The 18,212-nt window shown below is 63.1% G+C and carries 19 protein-coding genes; 14 read left to right on the top strand and 5 right to left on the bottom strand.

The features are described 5' to 3' along the window. Position 1: 1 nt before the first annotated feature. Positions 2-1,291, bottom strand: coding sequence for a phosphopyruvate hydratase (gene eno / locus FHS69_RS02980; protein WP_166776433.1), 1,290 nt, complete (start codon positions 1,289-1,291; stop codon positions 2-4). A 161-nt stretch (positions 1,292-1,452) separates the two neighbouring features. On the opposite strand from eno, the gene FHS69_RS02985 reads away from it, so the two are divergent. The 6 genes from FHS69_RS02985 (at position 1,453) to FHS69_RS03010 (ending at position 4,285) form a co-directional block, all read left to right on the top strand. Beyond that, entirely contained in the window at positions 1,453-2,091 is a 639-nt protein-coding gene (locus tag FHS69_RS02985; RefSeq protein WP_172603171.1) for a hypothetical protein, read from the top strand. Positions 2,092-2,114: 23 nt separating this feature from the next. Further along, on the top strand, positions 2,115-2,552 hold the full coding sequence (locus FHS69_RS02990) for a phage holin family protein (protein ID WP_082834499.1): 438 nt from the start codon (positions 2,115-2,117) through the stop codon (positions 2,550-2,552). After that, on the top strand, positions 2,549-2,875 hold the full coding sequence (locus FHS69_RS02995; RefSeq protein WP_166776435.1) for a hypothetical protein: 327 nt from the start codon (positions 2,549-2,551) through the stop codon (positions 2,873-2,875). The genes FHS69_RS02990 and FHS69_RS02995 overlap by 4 nt, the downstream gene beginning before the upstream one ends. A gap of 50 nt (positions 2,876-2,925) precedes the next feature. Continuing rightward, positions 2,926-3,456 carry a hypothetical protein gene (locus tag FHS69_RS03000; protein ID WP_166776437.1) on the top strand — a complete coding sequence of 177 codons (531 nt, stop codon included), beginning with the start codon at positions 2,926-2,928 and terminating at the stop codon, positions 3,454-3,456. A 105-nt stretch (positions 3,457-3,561) separates the two neighbouring features. Continuing rightward, positions 3,562-3,792, top strand: coding sequence for a DUF4170 domain-containing protein (locus FHS69_RS03005; RefSeq protein WP_067467676.1), 231 nt, complete (start codon positions 3,562-3,564; stop codon positions 3,790-3,792). A 7-nt stretch (positions 3,793-3,799) separates the two neighbouring features. Beyond that, on the top strand, positions 3,800-4,285 hold the full coding sequence (locus FHS69_RS03010) for a GNAT family N-acetyltransferase (protein WP_166776439.1): 486 nt from the start codon (positions 3,800-3,802) through the stop codon (positions 4,283-4,285). A 34-nt stretch (positions 4,286-4,319) separates the two neighbouring features. Here the strand turns inward: FHS69_RS03010 and greA are convergent, their stop codons facing one another. From greA to carA, 4 genes are all read right to left on the bottom strand, one after another. After that, positions 4,320-4,787 carry a transcription elongation factor GreA gene (greA, locus tag FHS69_RS03015; RefSeq protein ID WP_067671226.1) on the bottom strand — a complete coding sequence of 156 codons (468 nt, stop codon included), beginning with the start codon at positions 4,785-4,787 and terminating at the stop codon, positions 4,320-4,322. 108 nt (positions 4,788-4,895) lie between these two features. Beyond that, positions 4,896-8,219 (bottom strand): carbamoyl-phosphate synthase large subunit, encoded by a 3,324-nt coding sequence (gene carB / locus FHS69_RS03020; RefSeq protein ID WP_166776441.1) that lies wholly within the window; start codon positions 8,217-8,219, stop codon positions 4,896-4,898. Between the two features lie 9 nt (positions 8,220-8,228). Continuing rightward, positions 8,229-8,630: a hypothetical protein gene (locus FHS69_RS03025; protein WP_166776443.1), complete on the bottom strand. Its 402-nt coding sequence runs from the start codon at positions 8,628-8,630 to the stop codon at positions 8,229-8,231. Next, entirely contained in the window at positions 8,627-9,805 is a 1,179-nt protein-coding gene (gene carA / locus FHS69_RS03030) for a glutamine-hydrolyzing carbamoyl-phosphate synthase small subunit (RefSeq protein ID WP_166776445.1), read from the bottom strand. Before carA ends, FHS69_RS03025 begins: the two co-directional genes overlap by 4 nt. A 150-nt stretch (positions 9,806-9,955) precedes the next feature. Here carA and FHS69_RS03035 point away from each other — a divergent pair, with 150 nt between their 5' ends. The 8 genes from FHS69_RS03035 (at position 9,956) to rpiB (ending at position 18,211) form a co-directional block, all read left to right on the top strand. Continuing rightward, a complete protein-coding gene (locus FHS69_RS03035; RefSeq protein WP_166776447.1) occupies positions 9,956-10,408 on the top strand; it encodes a GatB/YqeY domain-containing protein in 453 nt (150 codons plus the stop codon). Continuing rightward, a complete protein-coding gene (locus FHS69_RS03040) occupies positions 10,405-11,151 on the top strand; it encodes a hypothetical protein (RefSeq protein WP_166776449.1) in 747 nt (248 codons plus the stop codon). The genes FHS69_RS03035 and FHS69_RS03040 overlap by 4 nt, the downstream gene beginning before the upstream one ends. An 8-nt stretch (positions 11,152-11,159) precedes the next feature. After that, positions 11,160-11,852, top strand: coding sequence for a hypothetical protein (locus FHS69_RS03045; protein WP_166776451.1), 693 nt, complete (start codon positions 11,160-11,162; stop codon positions 11,850-11,852). 6 nt (positions 11,853-11,858) lie between these two features. Continuing rightward, a complete protein-coding gene (dnaG, locus tag FHS69_RS03050; protein ID WP_243844510.1) occupies positions 11,859-13,745 on the top strand; it encodes a DNA primase in 1,887 nt (628 codons plus the stop codon). 52 nt (positions 13,746-13,797) lie between these two features. After that, positions 13,798-15,801, top strand: coding sequence for an RNA polymerase sigma factor RpoD (gene rpoD / locus FHS69_RS03055; RefSeq protein ID WP_067466930.1), 2,004 nt, complete (start codon positions 13,798-13,800; stop codon positions 15,799-15,801). 143 nt (positions 15,802-15,944) lie between these two features. Continuing rightward, positions 15,945-17,354, top strand: a complete 1,410-nt coding sequence (locus tag FHS69_RS03060; protein ID WP_341801657.1) for a sensor histidine kinase — start codon at positions 15,945-15,947, stop codon at positions 17,352-17,354. After that, positions 17,351-17,698, top strand: coding sequence for a response regulator (locus tag FHS69_RS03065; protein WP_067466933.1), 348 nt, complete (start codon positions 17,351-17,353; stop codon positions 17,696-17,698). Before FHS69_RS03060 ends, FHS69_RS03065 begins: the two co-directional genes overlap by 4 nt. A 75-nt stretch (positions 17,699-17,773) precedes the next feature. Beyond that, a complete protein-coding gene (gene rpiB, locus FHS69_RS03070; protein WP_166777041.1) occupies positions 17,774-18,211 on the top strand; it encodes a ribose 5-phosphate isomerase B in 438 nt (145 codons plus the stop codon). Position 18,212 lies beyond the last annotated feature (1 nt).

Raw genomic sequence — 18,212 nt, forward strand, 5'->3', positions numbered from 1 at the left:
ATCAGGCGCCGATGCGCCCGAAACAGCCGCGCCCGGCATAGACGGCGCTGCCACCCAGCTCCTCTTCGATCCGGATGAGCTGGTTGTATTTGGCAAGCCGGTCCGAGCGCGCGAGGCTGCCGGTCTTGATCTGCCCGCAGTTCGTGGCGACCGCGAGATCGGCAATCGTCGCATCTTCGGTCTCGCCCGAACGGTGCGACATCACCGCGGTATAGCCCGCGCGATTGGCAATGCTCACCGCGTCGAGCGTTTCGGACAGCGTGCCGATCTGGTTGACCTTGACCAGCAGCGAGTTTGCGAGCCCCTGCGCGATCCCGTCGCTCAGGCGCTCGGGATTGGTCACGAACAGGTCGTCACCTACCAGCTGGACGTTCTTGCCGACCCGGTCGGTCAGTGCCTTCCAGCCTTCGAAGTCGTCTTCTGCCATGCCATCCTCAATCGAGCGGATCGGATAATCGCGGCACAGCTTGTCGAGATATTCAGCCATCCCTGCACCGTCGAGCGAGAGTTTCTCTCCCGAGATCTCGTATTTGCCGTTCGTGAAGAACTCGGTGGAGGCACAGTCGAGCGCGAGCGCGATATCTTCGCCCGGCTTGAAGCCCGCCTGTTCGATTGAAGCCATGATGAAGTCGAGTGCATCGCGCGTGCTGGCGAGATCCGGGGCGAAGCCGCCCTCGTCGCCGACCGCGGTCGCGAGGCCCTTCTCGTGCAGCTTCTTCTTCAACGTGTGAAAGACTTCGGCGCCCCAGCGGACCGCTTCGGCAACGCTGTCCGCCCCGACCGGCATGACCATGAATTCCTGGATATCGATCGGGTTGTCCGCGTGCTCGCCGCCATTGATGATGTTCATCATCGGCACGGGCAGGACATGCGCCGAAACACCGCCGATATAGCTGTAGAGCGGGAGGCCGCGCGCATTCGCGGCCGCCTTGGCAACCGCCATGCTGGTGCCGAGGATCGCATTCGCACCGATCCGGCCCTTGTTCGGCGTGCCGTCGAGCGCGATCATCGACAGATCGATATCCCGCTGGTCTTCGGCGTCGAATGCCCCGACCAGCATGTCGCGGATCTCGGTGTTCACCGCATTCACGGCGTTGATCACGCCCTTGCCCAGATACCGTCCCTTGTCGCCGTCGCGCAGTTCTACCGCTTCATGCGCCCCGGTCGAGGCACCGCTTGGCACAGCTGCACGGCCGAAACTCCCGTCGTCGAGAAGGACGTCGACTTCGACCGTGGGATTGCCTCGCGAATCAAGAATTTCGCGTGCGTGGATGTCGATGATCGCGGTCATGGGTGCTGGCGCTCCGGGCAAAGGTGTTGTAAACGGCTAAAACACCCCCAGATGGGGAGTCCGTTGCGCTCTATGCGTCGGAACATTGGGGCGCAAGTTGCGTTGCAACATGGAAGGCGAATTCGCCGAACGAAAAGCTAGTGAGGGCAAGGACGACCACCATGGCAGAGACACAGACCGACAACGCGCCCAAGAAGCGCAAGGCGCCGGCAAAGAAGACCGCCGCGAAGAAAACCACATCCGCCAAGACGCCGCGCAAGGGCACGGCAACTAAGGGCGCAGCGAAGGAGACCGCTTCCATGACCGATAACGCCAAGACCGCAGACAACCGCACCGAAGCCAAGTCGCGGTTCAACGCCGCGCTCGAGGAAGCAAAGGCTGGTGCCGCGGCGCTGAAGGCCGAAGGTCGCGACCGCGCTGCCGCCTATCGCGAACAGGCCAAGGGCAAGGGCGATGATTGGGTAGGTGAAGCACGCGCTTATGGCGAAGAAGCCAAGGTCAAGGGCCGCGAGCTTGCCACGGAAGGCAAGGTGAAGGCCGGGGAAGGCCTGCGGTCGCTGAGCAAGCTCGTCAACGAGAACGCACATCAGGTCGACGAAAAGCTTGGTGCGAAATATGGCGATTACGCCCGCAGCGCCTCGCAATCGCTCGACGGGTACGCCAAGCAGCTCGACGAGAAGAGCGTCGATGATCTGGTCGAGGACGGCCGCGAATTCGTGCGCCGGAGCCCCGGCAAGGCGATCGGTATCGCGGCAGTCGTGGGCTTCATGCTCTCGCGCCTGTTCCGCGGCTCGCGCTAAGCCGCGCGACACCGGGGGATTGCATGCGCGACGATGAACCCGAGCGGGCCGAGGACTACACTGGTCCGCTCGATCTGCCCGACCACCACGACCCCGTCGATGAGGTAGGCGGCAGCAATTCGCCTACCCACTCGGTCATCGACGATGCGCTCGCGCTTTTCGCCGATGGCAAGACTTATGCGGAAGCCGAGCTGCGCTACCAGAAGAGCCGAGCGGGCTACGTCAGCAACCGCCTGAAGGGTGCCATCGGCTTTGCGATGGGCGCCTTCGGGGTTCTGCATCTTGCGCTGATCGCACTCACCGTCGGCGCAGTGCTTTCGCTTGTTCCCTTGGTCGGCGCGTGGGGCGCGACGGCAATCGTAACCCTCGTCCTGCTGGCCGCAGCAGGCGTTTTCGTCTGGCTGCTCAAGGGACGACTGGACGATATTCGCGAGACTTTCGACAGCGGAGACAGCGAATGACCGATCGCCGTCTGCGCATGCTCGAAGACAAGCACCTGCGCGATTCCGCCCGCGCTCTGGTCGAGGCCGATGTCGAGCACATCAAGGCCGACTTTGCCAACAAGGGCATGGCGAAACGCGCGCTGTTCAGGCTACGCGAGAACGCTGGCGAGCTTTATGACGAGGCGCTCGACGTTGCCAATAGCAACAAGGGCGCAGTCGCGGCGGTGTTCGCCGCACTGGTTGTCTGGTTCGCGCGCAATCCCATTCTCGACATGGTCGGGCTGGGTATCGAGCAGGACGATGAACGCACCGAACCGTCGGACGAAGCCGCGGAACATTAGCCGCAGGCGGTCCGTTGGATCGATGAACACCAATTCCGGAGGAAATATCCATGGCCGAAGCCGCCGAAAACAATGTCACGCCGATCAGCGCAGACAGCAAGCTCACCGACGAACAGAAGCGCGACCAGTTGCGCGCTCGGATCGAAGAGGGCGAGAAACGCAATGAGGAACGCAGCCTGGGCGCTCAAGCCAAGGAAGTAGCCGACGGCGCGATCGAATTCACCAAGAAGCATCCGCTCGCGGTTGTGGGCGGCGTACTTGTTGCGGGCATCGCGATTGGCGCGATGACGCGTCGCGGCCGTCGCCTCGGCCGTCGAGGCGGGGCTTTCGCCACGCTCGCCGCCGATGCGGCGCTCGCCTATGGGGCCCGCATGGTCGATGGCGTGCTCGACGGTGCGCAGTATGCGGGTGACCGCATCGAGGATTTCGGCGACAACGCCGCCACAACCGCGCGTGGGCTACGCCGTGATGCCTCGTACAAGTTCGACGTCGCGGGTGACGCGCTGCGCGCTTCGGGCCGCAAGGCGGGGCGCAAGGGCAACCGTGCCTTTCGCGCAATGCGCACGCGCATCAAGCACTGATTACATTCCCGCAGGATGCCGTAGCGGCGCGATGGGCTTGCCTGTCGCGCCGCTTTCGCTATGTGCCGCAGCGATTCCTCCCTCCCCATCGAGAAAGAAACAGTCATGGAAGAAAAAGAGAGCAAGCAGACGCTCTACCTCGTCATGGGCGGCCGCGTAACCGATCCGCGCAGCGTCACTTTTGCCGATCCCGAGAGCCTGCACGTCGCCGGCGTCTACAGCACCTATGAAACCGCAGTCGACGCATGGCGTTCGAACGCACAGCGTACGGTCGACGATGCCGAAATGAAATACGTGATCGTCCACCTACACAAGCTGCTCGACCCGAGCGCCTGATCGCTTCGTGGCCTATTCGATCAGGCCATATCGCGACACAGATGCCGAAGCCCTCGCGCGGATCCTCGAAGAGGCAATCCGCGCGATCGGCCCCCACGCCTATTCACCGGACCAGGTCGCCGCCTGGGCCGCCCGCCATCCGGGCGCAGGGCGGTACCGCGAACGTATCCGCACGGGTGACGTGATTTTCGTCGCCGCGGACCAAGATGACAGCCCGGTGGCTTACGTCCTCTTCGAAGCCGACGGTCATATCGATCATCTCTACGCGCATCCCGACCACACGCGGCGCGGGCTGACAGCTCAATTGCTCGCTATGATCGAAATGCATGCGCGCGATCACGGGATCACCCGCCTTTACACTGAGGCAAGCGACCTCGCCCGCCCCGCCTTCGAGCGCACCGGATATGCTGTCACGCACAGGCGCGAATTCGCCATCGCGCATGAGGACCGCGATGTTCCGATCCACAACTGGGCGATGGAGAAGCCGCTTTGACCCGCCCCTGCATCGCGCAGAAGCGGGTGCGTGATCAGATGAATTCGATCTTGTCGATCAGGTAGAACTTATCGCCCGAGGGGACCGTCACTTCGACCTCTTCCTCGAGCTGCTTGCCGATCAGCGCACGGCCGATGGGCGAGTTGTAGCTGATCCGTCCCTTCGACGCATCAGCCTCGGTCTGGCCGACGATCTGGTACTTGATCGGCTTGTCGTCCTCGTCGAGCAGCGTCACTGTGGCGCCGAAAATCACGCGATCGCCCGACAGGGTCGACGGATCGATGATCTGCGCACGGGTGACCTTGTCCTCGATCTCGGCGATCTGCGCCTCTACCTGGCCCTGGCGTTCCTTGGCTGCATGGTATTCGGCGTTCTCCGAGAGATCGCCATGCGCACGCGCTTCCTCGATCGCATCGACGATCAACGGGCGTTCGGCGCGCAGCGCCTTGAGATCCGCAGTCAGCTTTTCATAGCCCTCGGCCAGCATCGGCACTTTTTCCATGGGCTCGTTCCTTCCTGTTACAGCTCCGCTCCCGGACAATTCGACCCCGGCCCGCGGCATGCGGAACCTGTCCGGTTCGAATTTCGGGAGGGATACGCGTGTTCTTCGTCAGCTATAATAGTCTTGCAACGAACGCACTTCAAGCTGCTCGGATGAAACCTCCGCGATCGCCTGCGCCACCGCGAGGCATGCCGCAGCGGTGGTGTAGTAAGGCAGCTTCTTCTCGAGTGCCGCCTCGCGGATCGACTTGCTGTCGAGCAGCGACTGCCAGCCCTCGGTGGTGTTGAAGATCAGCTGCACGTCGCCATCGATGATCGCATCGACGATATGCGGGCGTCCCTCGGCCACCTTGTTGACCGGCTCGACCGCAAGCCCCTGTTCGGCAAGATAGGTCTGCGTCCCGCCAGTGGCGATCACGCGGAAGCCCTTGTCGAGCAGCGTCTGCACGGCGGGCACGATCAGCGGCTTGTCGGTGTCCTTCACCGAAACGAACAGCGTGCCCGATTGCGGCGGCTTCATGCCTGCACCGAGCTGCGACTTGAGGAAGGCCGCAGCGAAACCGCGGTCGATCCCCATTACTTCGCCGGTCGATTTCATCTCGGGCGAAAGCACCGGATCCGAACCGGGGAAGCGCGCGAAGGGGAAGACCGCTTCCTTCACCGCCATGTGGTCGGGGTTGAGATCGAAGGGCTCGAAAGTGTGCAGCCCCTCGCCCGCCATGACGCGCGCGGCGACCTTGGCGATCGGCTGACCGATGGCCTTGGCGACGAAGGGCACCGTGCGGCTGGCGCGCGGGTTCACTTCGATCAGATAGACATCGCCGTCCTTGACCGCGAACTGGACGTTCATCAGGCCGCGGACCTTGAGCGCCTTGGCCAGTTCAGTGGCCTGGCGTTCCATTTCGGTGATGATGTCCGCCGGCAGACTGTAAGGCGGCAATGTGCAGGCACTGTCGCCCGAATGCACGCCGGCTTCCTCGATATGCTGCATCACACCCGCGATGCGCACTTCGAAACCGTCGGCGACCACATCGACGTCGCATTCCACCGCATCGCGCAGATACTGGTCGACCAGCACCGGGCTGTCGCCCGACACGTTCACTGCAGTGGCGATGTAATCATCGAGCTGCGCTTCGCTGTCGACGATTTCCATCGCGCGCCCGCCGAGCACGTAGCTCGGGCGCAGCAGCACGGGATAGCCGATCCGCGCGGCGACCGCGGCGGCCTCGTCGCGGCTCTTGGCGATGCCGTTCATCGGCTGCATCAGCTTGAGCTTGTTGACCAGCTTGGCGAAGCGTTCGCGGTCTTCGGCAAGGTCGATCGCATCGGGCGAAGTGCCGAGGATCGGAATGCCTTCGCGTTCGAGCGCCGCGGCCAGCTTGAGCGGGGTCTGCCCGCCGAACTGGACGATGGTCCCGACGACCTCGCCCTTCGACATTTCGACGCGCATGATCTCGAGCACGTCTTCTTCGGTGAGCGGCTCGAAATAGAGGCGGTCGGAGGTGTCGTAATCGGTCGAGACTGTTTCCGGATTGCAATTGACCATGATCGTTTCGAACCCGGCTTCCGCTAGCGCGAAACAGGCGTGGACGCAGCAATAGTCGAACTCGATGCCCTGCCCGATGCGGTTGGGCCCGCCACCCAGGATGACGATCTTCTTGCGATCGGACGGCATTGCCTCGTCCTCGGCCTCGCCGAAGCTGGGCGCTTCGTAGGTTGAGTACATATAGGGCGTGATCGCTTCGAATTCGGCGGCGCAGCTGTCGATCCGCTTGTAGACCGGATAGACGCCCAGCTTGCGGCGCAGGTCGCGCACTTCCTGCTCGCTGGTGGCGCCCGCCATGGCGCGCAGCGCGTCATGCAGCAGCCCCGAACGCTTGGCCTGCGTTTCGCCGAGCCCGCCGGCCACGCCGACCGAGCGGACCGCCAGCGTGGCGAGCCGCTTGTCGGAGAAGCCCATCGCCTTCAGTCGGCGCATTTCGTCCGCCGTATTGGGCAGGCCGTTATGCGCGATCATCTTCTCTTCGTAGATGATCGCTTCGATCTGACGGAGGAACCACGGGTCGAAACCGGTGATCCGCGCGATCTCCTCGACCGTGAAATCCTCGCGGAAGGCCTGCGCGATCTTGAGGATGCGGTCGGGCGTACGCTTGGACAGCGAGGCAGTGATCACCTCGCGGCTGACGCCTTCGAATTCGGTGATGCGGTTGAACCCGTCGAGCCCGGTTTCGAGCCCGCGCAGCGCCTTCTGCATCGATTCGGCGAAGCAGCGACCTATCGCCATGACCTCGCCGACCGATTTCATCGCGGTCGACAGCTCGTTTTTCGATCCCTTGAACTTTTCGAACGCGAAGCGCGGGATCTTGGTGACGACATAGTCGATCGTCGGTTCGAAGCTGGCCGGGGTCGCGCCGGTGATCTCGTTCTGGATTTCGTCGAGCGTGTATCCCACCGCCAGCTTGGCAGCGACGCGTGCGATGGGGAAGCCGGTGGCCTTCGATGCCAGCGCGGAAGACCGCGACACGCGCGGGTTCATCTCGATCACGATCAGGCGGCCATCGGCCGGATTGACCGCGAACTGGACGTTCGAGCCGCCGGTTTCGACACCGATCTCGCGCAGCACCTCGATGCTGGCGGTGCGCATGATCTGGTATTCCTTGTCGGTCAGCGTCAGCGCGGGCGCGACGGTGATCGAATCGCCCGTATGCACACCCATCGGATCGACATTCTCGATCGAGCAGATGATGATGCAATTGTCCTTGCGGTCGCGCACCACCTCCATCTCGTATTCCTTCCAACCGAGGAGCGATTCCTCGATCAGGACTTCGGTGGTGGGCGAGGCGTCGAGCCCTTCGCGCACGATGCGTTCGAACTCGGCCTTGTTGTAGGCGATGCCGCCGCCCGTGCCGCCCAGCGTGAAGCTGGGGCGGATGATCGACGGCAGGCCGGTGCGTTCGAGCACCGCATAGGCTTCGTCCACCGTGTTCGCCACGCCGCTGCGCGCGCTTTCGAGGCCGATCTTGTCCATCGCCTCGCGGAAACGCTGGCGATTCTCGGCCTTGTCGATGGCATCGGCATCCGCGCCGATCATCTTGACGCCGTACTTGTCCAGCGTGCCATCGCCGAACAGCGCGAGCGCGCAGTTTAGCGCGGTCTGCCCGCCCATCGTCGGCAGCACCGCGTCGGGGCGTTCCTTTTCGATGATCTTGGCGACGATCTCGGGCGTGATCGGCTCGATATAGGTCGCATCGGCCATTTCCGGATCGGTCATGATCGTGGCGGGGTTGGAGTTGACCAGGATGACCCGGTAGCCCTCCTCCTTCAGCGCCTTGATCGCCTGCGTGCCGGAATAGTCGAACTCGCAAGCCTGGCCGATGATGATCGGCCCGGCGCCGATAACGAGGATCGAGGAGATGTCAGTGCGTTTGGGCATTATTAGCCTCTATAAAAGAGCCAAAAGGGCTGCTGCTGTACTTGCCAAACCAGCGATAGGTATCCACCAACGCCAGCCCGTGATACGGTCGCCGAGTGATTTTTGTTTTTCGTCGAGCATAGCGCCTGCAACGTTCAGCCCGCGCGGCGAAATCTGAAACCGACTGGGGTAAACCCGTTCTGCTGATTCTTGTTTCTGCGGATAAAACCCGCCTAGTCGTAATTGTTCAAAGTGTTTCGCTGCAGCTTCGAGCTCTTCGAGAGAAAATCGTTTCCCAGAATTGAGTAGGTTCAACTGTTCCCGAATTGGCGGAAGCGGATAGACGAAGTGAGGTTCTTGGCTGAGATCGCTTTCGTAGATGGCGAGAAATATCGCCTTTTCGCGAGTGGAGAGCTTTGGGATGATATTCACCCCAACATCCCCACGAATTTCTCGAACAGGTAGAAGCTGTCCTGCGGGCCGGGGCTCGCCTCCGGATGATACTGCACCCCGAACGCCCGCTTGCCCGTGATCGCGATCCCGCAATTGGTGCCGTCGAACAGCGAGACGTGGGTTTGCTCCACCCCATCGGGCAAAGTCTCGCCATCGACCGCGAAGCCATGGTTCATGCTGGTGATCTCGACGAGGCCGGTGCTCTCGCCCCACCCTTCCCCGACACGCTGGACGGGGTGGTTGGCGCCGCGGTGGCCCTGGAACATCTTGGCGGTCTTCGCCCCTGCCGCGAGGCCGAGCATCTGGTGGCCGAGGCAGATGCCGAACAGCGGCACGTCGCGTTCGAGCAGGCCCTTGATCACCGGCACCGCATATTCGCCCGTCGCCGCCGGGTCGCCGGGCCCGTTCGACAGGAACACGCCATCGGGCTCCAGCGCGAGCACTTCGTCGAGCGTGGTACGCGCGGGCACGACGGTGACCTTCGCCCCCGCCTGCACGAGGTTGCGGAAGATGTTGTCCTTCGCGCCATAGTCGATCGCAACGACATGCGGCTTGGTGGCCTTGCCTTCGCCATAGCCGAAGCCCAGTTGCCAATGGCCGCCGGTCCAGTCTTCATTGGCGTTGCGGGTCACGCCGGGGACAAGGTCGAGCCCTTCGAGCCCGCTCCATTCGGCGGCCTGTGCCTTCAGTGCCGGAAGGTCGAATTCGCCGCGCGGGCTGTGCGCTATCACCGCATTGGGTGCGCCCGACATGCGGATGCGGCGGGTCAGCGCGCGGGTATCGATGCCCGACAGGCCGATCTTGCCATGGTCCTTCATCCATTCGACGAATTCGTTCTGCGCTCGGAAGTTCGAATGCGGGGTCACCTCCTGCCGCACCACGCAGCCGACCGCGCCGAGGCCGCGGCTTTCGTGGTCTTCCTCGTTCGCGCCAACATTGCCGATATGCGGGAAGGTGAAGGTGACGATCTGGCTGTCGTAGGACGGATCGGTCATCACTTCCTGATAGCCGGTCATCGCGGTGTTGAAGCAGACTTCGCCCACCGCGCTGCCGGTGGCACCGAAGCCCTTGCCCCAGATGACGGTGCCGTCACCCAGCACGAGGACTCCCGTCGCGCCAGAGGGTTGCGCGTGCGAAGATGCGGACAGGGCCATGGGCGCTCCGAGTAAAGTGGTTTCCGGCGATGTTGCTAAGCCTCAGCCGCTAGAGACGTGTGCGAGTCCCGTCAAGCGGAACACTTGGCTTTGCGCCAGCTTGTTCTACAGGAGGGGCAACCCATCCACAGCTTAGCGTAAAGAGGCAGCATGCTCCGCGACCAGATTCAGTCCGAAACCGTCACCGCCATGAAGGCCAAGGACAAGGAACGCACCGCCGCGCTGCGCCTGATCGGGGCCAAGATCAAGGATCGCGACATTGAGCTGCGCACCGCAGACACAAAGCCCGAGGACGACGAACTCGTCACCGACGTCCTGCTCAAGATGGCCAAGCAGCGTCGCGAATCGATCGAGATGTACGAGGACGGTGGCCGCACCGAGCTCGCCGAAAAGGAAAAGAGCGAACTCGCGGTGATCGAGGAATTCCTGCCCAAGCAGATGAGCGAGGAAGAAACCCGCGCTGCCATCGCGCAAATCAAGACCGACCTCGGCGCGGAGGGCATGAAGGACATGGGCCGCGTGATGGGGGAACTGAAAGCCCGGCACGGCGCTACTCTGGACATGAGCAAGGCCAGCGGGCTGGTAAAGGAAGCGCTTTCATGAACCGGACAATCGTCGCCCTCCCCCTTCTTTTTGCGCTTGCCGCTTGCGGCGGCGGCGCGGACGAACCGCCCACCGACCTCGAAAGCGCGCAAAGCGATGGCGCAGCCGAAGCGCTGGCGCGGAATTTCGAGGCCGGCGATTTTCTCGACCTTCAGCTCGGTGCCAAGATCGTCGGGCCGCAGGGTGAAGAGGTGGAGAGCGCGCTGGCGAATGCGGAAGGCAATTTCGCCGACCTGCGCAGTTTCGTTGCCTGCCCCGCAGGAATGGACCCGTGCGATCCGGCAACCGCGCCTCAGGGCACGATCTATACCTATGTTCATGTCGTCTATCCCGGTGAAGACAACGAAGCGGGCAGCGGCAGCGGCGCAGGCAATGATTCCTCCGATGTCGAGCGTGCAACGGCATTCCGCATGACGCGCCCCGCCACCGGTTTTACGGGTGCGGTCGGCTATTCGAAGGACGAGGCGATGGCTGCGATCGGCGCCAAGGCCGATGTCGTGGTCACTTGCGATGACGGCGCACTGGTGTGGACCGTGTCCGCAGGCGATGGCGGCGACCAGTGGGATCAGGCGGAACCGATCACCTTCTGGTGGCAGTCGACCGTCGCACCCGCGAGTCCGGCGCAGGCCTATGCGATCGATGCCAATTACACGCAGGCGACCGGTTCCGGACCCTATCCGGGTGCGGCGAACGATAAGACCAATGCCTGCGTTGCGCCGAAGCTCGCCGGCGCGGAGGGCTGAGCGCACGCATGGCTTCACGCCTCACCCTTCTCGCGCTCCTGTGCCCCATGCTCGCCTCTTGCGGGCAAGGCGAGCCCGAACCTGCCCCATCGCCGACACCCACGGTCGCGACCCCGCGGACGCTGGTGGGCGCGAACCTCGATCTGTCCACGCTCGGCGCGCGGATCGAGGGGCCGCAGGGGGACGAGGTCGAGACGGTGCTCAGCGCAAACAATCGCCAGGTCGGGACGCTGGTGAGTTATGTCGCCTGCCCTGCAGGCCTCGAGAGCTGCAATCCCGCTGAATTGCCTGGCGACACGACCTATACCTACGTCCATCGCATCACGCTGGCCGAAAGCGGGGCGGCAGAGACCACCGAAGCGCCGGAAACCGCGACCGAAGCGCCGCCGACGCTGTTCCGCACCACGCGCAAGGCGACCGGCTTCAACCAGGCGATCGGCTTCTCCACCGACGAAGCCGCCGATGCGCTGGGCGATCCCGACGCGATTTCGATCGTCAACGACAATGGCGCACTGATCTGGCGCGTGGTCCGCGGCACCGGCTGGCAGCCCGGCAAGACGGTTACGCTGTGGTGGCAATCGACCACCCCGCCGCAGGGCCCGGCGCGAGCTTTTGTCTTCGAGATCGACGGAGCGCAGATCGAAGCGAGCGGCCCCTTCCCGCCTGAGGATAAGCCCGTAGAGCGCACGACGCAGCGCTAGCCGATCATGGCCGGGGCGGGTAAGGTCCGCAGCCTCATGGCTCTGTCTCCCCAATGGCTCGACGAATTGCGCATGCGGACCACGCTGTCCGCTGTGATCGGTCGTACCCTGCGGCTGACCAAGGCAGGGCGCGAGTTCAAGGTCTGCTGTCCTTTCCACAACGAGAAGACGCCGAGCTTCTACGTCAATGACGAGAAGGGCTTCTACCATTGCTTCGGCTGCGAAGCGCATGGCGATGCCATCCGCTGGCTGACCGACCAGCGCGGCATGCCCTTCATGGACGCGGTGAAGGAACTGGCGGCCGAAGCGGGCATGGAAGTCCCCGCCCCCGATCCACGCGCGGCGCAACGCGCCGAGAAGCGCGCGAGCCTGCACGATGTGACCGGCGCGGCGCAGCAATGGTTCGAGGGCAATTTGCGCAGTGCCGAGGGTGCGCAGGCGCGTGCCTATCTGGGCCGTCGGGGCTTCTCCGAGGCGACGATCCGCGAATTCGGCTTCGGCTACGCGCCTACCGACCGCCAGGCACTCAAGCGGGCGCTCGAGCGGTTCGAGGAACCCATGCTGCTCGAGGCTGGAATGCGGATCGAGGTCGAGGGCAAGGATCCCTACGACCGTTTCCGCGGCCGGCTGATGCTGCCGATCCACGATACGCGCGGGCGTGTCATCGCGTTCGGTGGGCGAATCCTCGACAGCGATGCCAATCCCAACGCGCCCAAATACCTCAACAGCCCCGACACGCCGCTGTTCGACAAGGGCCGCACGCTCTACAATCTGCACCGCGCCGCCCCCGCCGCGCGCCAGAGCGGACGGATGATCGTGGTCGAAGGCTATATGGACGCGATCGCGCTCGCGAACGCCGGGATCGACGAAGCGGTCGCGCCGCTTGGCACCGCGCTGACCGAGAACCAGCTCGAATTGCTGTGGCGGCAGGTCGAACGGCCTACCCTTTGCTTCGACGGCGACAATGCGGGCCAGCGCGCCGCGATGCGCGCCATATCGCGTGCCCTGCCCATGCTCCGCCCGGCGCATTCGCTGGCCATCGTGCGCCTGCCCGCGGGCAAGGATCCCGATGACCTGATCCGCGAAAACGGCCTCGCGGCGATGGAAGAAGCGTTGGCGAATGCCGCTTCGCTGCTCGACACGCTGTGGGAGTTCGAAAAAGCCGCGGCACCGCTCAATTCGCCCGAAGACAAGGCGGGGCTGAAGGCGCGGTTGCTCGACCATGTCGAGGCCATCCAGCACCCCGATATCCGCGCCTTGTACAAGCGCGAACTGCTCGAACGCTTTTCCCGTTTCGCCTTTCCCCCGCGGCCGCCGCGCGAATTCAAGCCCCGTGGCGAATGGAAGAAGGGTGGGTTTCGCAGCCCGGCACCGACACTGTCGGACGAGGCGCGCGACCGGTTAACCCGCGCCATGCAGGGCGGCGCCCGCGACGCCCTGACCCGCGCGGTAATTGCCGGACTGGTCCGCTTCCCCGACCAGATCCTGCCGCACGAAGACGCGCTGGCCGAACTTGCCCGGCGTGACCAAAATGTCGGCCCGGCCATCGATTCGTTGCTCGAAGCGGCCGAGACGCTTGATTTGTCGGCGCAATCGACCATATCGCTCGAAAGAGGCCTTCCCGCCCCACCGGAAAAAACTTCCTTCGCCTTCCTCGATGAAGGCACCGACCCGGGTGATGCGCGCGAGGATCTGGCCGAAGCCGTGTCGCTGCTGGTCGAAAGGCCGGCGCTGGAATCCGCTTTGGCGGAGGCTACAGCGCGGTTCGAACGCGACCCGGAAGGCTCCATCGCCGATCAGGCCCGATTGCGTGAGCGGTTGCTGGCCCTTAACGAGCGGTTGAAGCGTTTCGGACGCAAGAAGGCGGCTGCGGCCGACGAATCGGAATCATGATCCCCACGGGTGCGCGGCCCGCGGGAATAAACGGACTGGACTGAACAACCTCATGGCCACCAAGTCGAAGACCAAGGACGATGGCGACGCTCCCCTGATCGATCTCAATGAGGCCTCGATCAAGAAGCTCATCACCAAGGCGAAGCGCAAGGGCTACGTCACTTACGACGAACTCAACGACGCATTGCCGCAGGGCGAAATGAGTTCCGACCAGATCGAGGACATCCAGTCCGCGCTGTCCGACATGGGCGTGCAGATCGTCGAGAGTGACGAGGAAGCCGAGGCCGCGGCGGAAGAAGCCGAGGAAGTCGAAGAAATCGCGGGTGCCAAGAAGGACACCAAGGCCGCAGCCAAGCCGGCAGCGAAGAAAACCGCGACCGGCGAGCGGACCGATGACCCCGTGCGCATGTACCTGCGCGAAATGGGCGCGGTCGAGCTGCTCAGCCGCGAAGGCGAAATCGCCATCGCCAAACGCATCGAGGCAGGCCGCGACATGATGATCATGGGCCTGTGCCAGAGCCCAATAACCTTCCACGCTATCATCCAGTGGTCCGAGGCGCTCAACGCCGAGGAGATGCAGCTGCGCGAAATCCTCGATCTCGACGCAATGCTTTCGAAGGAACCCCCGCCCGAGAAAATGGCGGAGGAAGAAGAAGACGACGACGGCGAGATTTCGGAAGAAACCGCTGGCCCGACGATCCGCGACGACGATGAAGACGATTCGGACGAGGACGGCGAAGAGGGCGAGGAAGGGTCATCCAAGAGCGACGACGAAGAGGAAGAGGACAACACCATGTCCCTTGCTCAGATGGAAGCCGCGCTGAAGCCCGACGCTATCGAGCGTTTCGCCCGCATCACCGATCTGTTCGGCAAGTTCGAAAAGCTACAGAAGGAGCGCGTCGACCTGATGGCCAAGGGTGAAACCTTCACCGCGGCCAAGGAAAAGAAATACGAAGCTCTGTCCGAGCAGCTCACTGCCGAGGTCGAGAGCGTCCAGTTCCATGCGACCAAGATCGAGTTCCTGGTCGACAATCTTTACGCCTTCAATCGCCGCCTGACCGCGTTGGGCGGCCAGATGCTGCGCCTTGCCGAACGGCACAAGGTCAAGCGGATCGACTTCCTCGATGCCTATATCGGCAACGAGCTTGACGATAGCTGGCTCAAGGAGCGCGCGAAGAAGGACAAGAAATGGGCAGCCTTCGCCGAGAAGGAAGCCGAAGCCGTCGAACGCATTCGCGCCGAGATTTCGGACATCGCCAGCCAGACCGGCATGGCGCTGGAAGAATTCCGCCGCATCGTGAACATGGTCCAGAAGGGCGAACGTGAAGCGCGTATCGCCAAGAAGGAAATGGTCGAGGCGAACCTGCGCCTCGTGATCTCGATCGCCAAGAAATACACCAACCGCGGGCTGCAGTTCCTGGATCTCATCCAGGAAGGCAATATCGGCCTGATGAAGGCGGTCGACAAGTTCGAATACCGCCGCGGCTACAAGTTCAGCACCTATGCGACGTGGTGGATCCGGCAGGCGATCACCCGCTCGATCGCCGACCAGGCGCGCACGATCCGCATTCCGGTCCACATGATCGAGACGATCAACAAGCTGGTCCGCTGCAGCCGCCAGTTCCTGCATGACCAAGGGCGCGAACCGACGCCCGAAGAGATGGCGGAGAAACTCTCCATGCCGCTCGAGAAGGTACGCAAGGTGATGAAGATCGCGAAGGAGCCGATCAGCCTCGAGACGCCGATCGGCGACGAGGAGGATTCGCATCTCGGCGATTTCATCGAGGACAAGAATGCGATCATCCCCGTGGATGCCGCGATCCAGGCGAACCTCAAGGAAACGGTCACCCGCGTCCTCGCCAGCCTGACCCCGCGCGAAGAACGCGTGCTGCGCATGCGCTTCGGCATCGGCATGAATACCGATCACACGCTTGAGGAAGTCGGCCAGCAGTTCTCGGTGACCCGCGAACGTATTCGCCAGATCGAAGCCAAGGCGCTGCGCAAGCTCAAGCACCCGAGCCGCAGCCGCAAGATGCGCTCGTTCCTCGATCAATAGGTGATGCTTCCTGCACAGGTGTCCGCGTTCCCGAAATCATTCGATAATTCGGGAACCGGAGCACCTCCCCTGTATTTATCCGCCATGCGGGAGAAGTTTCAGGGCACGCGGTCGGGTCTCGGGCCGATAGCCAGCATTCATCGGTGACTGCGGTGACGATCGATTTCGAGCGGGTGCTCATGCACTCGCCCAATCCTTACATGTTGCTCGACCGCGAGCTCAAATTCGTGTGGGCGAACGAGGCCTATCTCAAGGTTACCGATCGCCAATGGGACGACATTCGTGGCCGCGAACTGTTCGAGGCATTCCCCAGTGAGGGCGAAAGCCACGAACAGCTCAAGAGCTCGTTCGAACACGTCCTCGCCACCGGTGAGACCGACGAGATCGCGCATATCCATTATGCCATTCCCAATGCGACGGGAGGCATGGACACGCATGTCTGGAGCGCGACGCATGTCCCGTTCCTCGACGACGCCGGCGCGGTCGAATTCATCCTGCAGCACACGGTCCAGATCACGACTATCGAGGAACGCGACACCGCCAGCGTGGTGCGCCGTGCGGAGGTGGTCCAGGAACGGCTGCGAGGCGCGTCGAAGGAACTCGAACGATTGCGCGCCCTGCTCGAGCAGGCTCCCGGTTTCGTCGCCGTACTCGCCGGGTCCGACCACCGTTTCGTAATGGCCAACGCCGCCTATCGTCGCCTTACCGGTGAACGCGAACTCGAAGGGCGCCGGGTAAGCGAAGCGTTGCCGGAAATCGTGGAACAGGGTTTCGTCGACGTTCTCGATGACGTTATCAAAACCGGCGAACCCTATTTCGGGCGTCGCGAACGCGTCCTGCTGAAAGCTGCCGGCCAAGAGAATCTGCTCGAACGGCACCTCGAATTCATCTTCCAGCCCATCAGCGGACCGGACGAATTCGATGGCATCCTCATTCAAGGCTACGACGTAACCGAAGAAGTCGCCGCAGAAGAAAGCCAGCGGATCCTCATCAACGAGCTCAATCATCGCGTGAAGAACACACTCGCGGTGGTCCAGGGCCTCGCACAACAGAGCTTCAAGAGCGAAGGCGACACCCCAAGTCTGGCCGTTTTCACCGAACGGCTTGCTGCGCTAGCCAGTGCGCACAATCTGCTGACGGATCGACGCTGGGAATCGGCCGACTTCCGCACCATTGTCGAAGGTTCGCTGCAAGCGACCGCAGGGACCAGCGAAACCCGGTACAACCTGCGCGGACCCGCAATCACGCTGGCACCCCAACCCGCGGTGGCGCTGGCCATGGTCATTCACGAATTGTCGACCAATGCGCTCAAATATGGTGCCTTTTCCACCGAAGAAGGTGCCGTCGACATCACTTGGACACTACGAGAGGAAGGCGAGGAACGTCGCCTGGAAGTCGACTGGACCGAACGCGGCGGACCGCCGGTTGCCGAGCCCGAGAAGACCGGCTTCGGCTCGCGCCTCATCAGGCGTGGTCTCGGAACTCCCGGTAGCCGGACGGCCATCGAGTACCTGCCCGACGGCCTGCATTGCCGGCTGGAGGGGCTCGTATGATCCTGCAAGGCAAGCGTATCCTTGTCGTCGAGGACGAACCGATCATCGCCTTCGCGCTGGAAGACATGCTGATCGAGGATGGGGCGGACGTTATCGCGGTCGGATCGCTCCAGGATGGTCTCGCCAATGCTCGCGACGAGCGGTTCGATTTCGCCATTCTCGATATCAATCTGCATGGCGAAAAGAGCTATCCGATCGCGCATGAACTGGGGCGCAAGGGTGTGAAATTCGTCTTCGCCAGCGGCTATGGCGACGCCGAGCACCCCAGCGAGCTCGCACATGTGACCACGCTGACCAAACCCTATGTGCTGGCCGAGATAAGGGACATGGCGGTCGCGGGATAGGCCCGCGACACAAGTCGTGGGCAAGCCCCGACAAGGTGGTGGCGAGCGATGGCGGAAACGACTATGGGGCTGCGCATGCGTATCGCCATTGCTTCCGACCATGCCGCACTCGATCTCAAGGCCGAGCTGCGCGACTGGTTGATCGAACAGGGACACGAGGTCGCCGATCTCGGTCCGGACACTGCAGACAGCGTCGATTATCCCGATTTCGGCTACAGGCTGGCAAGTGTCGTCGGCGACGGCACCGCCGAACGCGGCGTCGCTCTTTGCGGCAGCGGAATCGGCATTTCCATGAGCGTCAATCGCAATCCCGCCATGCGCTGCGCGCTGGTATCGGAGCCGCTGTCCGCGGCGCTGGCGCGCGAACACAATGATGCCAATTGCATCGCCATGGGTGCCCGCCTCACCGGCAGCGACATGGCCAAGGCTTGCCTCGAGGCCTTCCTGACCACCGAATTCGCCGGCGGCCGCCACCAGCGCCGCGTCGACAAGCTATCCAATCCGGAGATCTGAC

Origin of the sequence: Qipengyuania flava (assembly GCF_011762005.1) — a bacterium.
In the GTDB taxonomy this organism is placed as follows: Bacteria; Pseudomonadota; Alphaproteobacteria; order Sphingomonadales; family Sphingomonadaceae; genus Qipengyuania; species Qipengyuania flava.